The sequence below is a fragment of the Polaromonas sp. genome (genome assembly GCF_030682935.1).
GTDB lineage: Bacteria > Pseudomonadota > Gammaproteobacteria > Burkholderiales > Burkholderiaceae_C > Polaromonas.
The window spans coordinates 1-1,933 of record NZ_JAUXNA010000377.1; the positions used below are offsets into that span (position 1 = coordinate 1).

Sequence of the window (1,933 nt, forward strand, 5' to 3'; positions counted from 1 at the left end):
CCCATGGTTTCGCCATAACCGGCGCAGGCGCCGCAGGCCGTGGGAAACAGCTCGGCCCCGGCATCCAGCAAGACTTGCAGCACCCCCTCTTCCCGGGCGGCGGCCTGGTCTTTCTGACTGGCCGGCGCCACCATCAAGCGCACACCGGGCGCCACGCGCTGGCCGCGCAGCACCTCGGCGGCTGCGCGCAGGTCATCGAGCTTGGCGCCGGTGCAGGCACCGATATAGGCCACGTCCACCCGGGTGCCGCTGTAGCGCCCCACGACATCAGCATTGGCAGGGCTGTGTGGGGCCGCCACGTAAGGCGTCAATGTGCCGGCGTCAAATTCGTGGCGGGTCAGCGCAGCGCCTTCATCGGTATGCCAGTCGCTCGTGTCGGGCGTCGGCGCACCGGCGGCCTGCAGCCACGCTGCCGTGACCTCGTCGGGCGCGATCAGGCCCACTTGGGCACCCAGCTCGGCACTCATGTTGGACAGCGTCATGCGCTCCTGCATCGACAGGGCTTTCACCGCCGGGCCACAAAACTCCACCGCCTGGTACTGCCCGCCGTTCATGCCGAAGCGGCCGATCATGTGCAGCATCATGTCCTTGGCGGTCACGCCTTTTTGCAGTTCGCCAAGCCAGTGCATCTGCAGGGTGTGCGGCACACGCAGCCAGATTTCGCCGGTCACCACCACGCCCAGCATTTCGGTGCTGCCGATGCCGAACATATAGGCGCCGAAGGCCCCACCCGTGGGCGAATGCGAGTCGCCGCCGACACAGAACATGCCGGAGCGGATGTGGCCGTGCTGCGGCACCACCACATGGCAGATGCCCTGGCCGTCGTACACATGGGGCAAGTCCTGCTCGCGCGCCCAGTCGCGCGCGATGCGCACGATCTTGCGTGACTCGTCATCGCGTTCCGGCACATAGTGATCCATCACCAGCACGACGCGCGACTTGTCCCAGATCTGCGCGCCCAACTCTTCGAGCATGGGCTTAAGCCGGCGCGGCCCGGACGAGTCGTGAAACATGGCCAGATCGACCTGGCAGTTCACGATCTCGCCAACCGCCACGTTCTCACGGCCGGCGGCACGCGCGATCAGCTTTTGCGCCAGGGTCTGTGCAACAGGCGTTGATGTACTCATTCCGGCCGGGCTCCTGAAAACTTCACCACCCTGGCCCAGCGCTGGATTTCGCCTTGCACGAACTTCGAAAAGTCTTCAGGCGAGTTGCCAACCGGTACCGCGCCTTCCGCATCGAGCCGCCGGCGCACCTCCGGCGCGGCAATCGCCTGCCGGGCCGCATCGCTGATGCGCCGGGCCAGGTCAGGATTCATGCGCGCAGGGCCGAACAAACCGAACCAGGCGCTCGACTCATAGCCAGTCAGCACTTCGGCGATGGCGGGAACGTCCGGGAAGGCGGCCAGGCGCCTGGCGCTGGTCACGCCCAGCGCCTTGAGTTTGCCGGCCTTGACTTGCGCCTGCGCATTGCCGACCGCGGCGAACATCAGCTCGACCTGTCCGGCGATCACGTCCTGAATGGCAGGCGCCGTGCCCCGGTAAGGAATGTTGACGATGAAGACGCCCGACTGCATCTTGAACAGGTCGCCCGCCAGATGCAGCGAAGAACCCACCGCCCCGATGGCGAAGTTGAGCTGTCCCGGTTTGGCCCTGGCCAGGGCGATCAGCTCACGCACGTCTTTCGCCGGCACCGAAGGATGGGCCACCAGCATCGAGGGCGAGGTGGCGACACAGGTCAGCGGCGTGAAGTCCTTGACCGGGTCAAACGGCAGCGAGGGGTAGAGCGACGCATTGATGGCGTGGCTGGTAAAGCTCATCAACAAGGTATTGCCATCGGGCGCGGCCTTCGCCACGGCATCGGCGGCGATGTTGCCGCCGGCGCCGGGCCGGTTCTCGACAATCACCACTTTTCCCAGCAAGCGCCCCAGTTC

Annotated in this window: 2 protein-coding genes; both read right to left on the reverse strand. The window is 66.2% G+C overall.

All coding sequences use genetic code 11. The annotated features are described in order from the left end of the window. Positions 1-1,127: aconitase/3-isopropylmalate dehydratase large subunit family protein (locus Q8K05_RS17195; protein ID WP_305247829.1), on the reverse strand; the 1,127-nt coding region annotated here is incomplete at its 3' end. Continuing rightward, on the reverse strand, positions 1,124-1,933 hold an 810-nt coding region (locus Q8K05_RS17200; RefSeq protein WP_305247830.1), incomplete at its 5' end, for a tripartite tricarboxylate transporter substrate binding protein. The genes Q8K05_RS17195 and Q8K05_RS17200, both read right to left, overlap by 4 nt.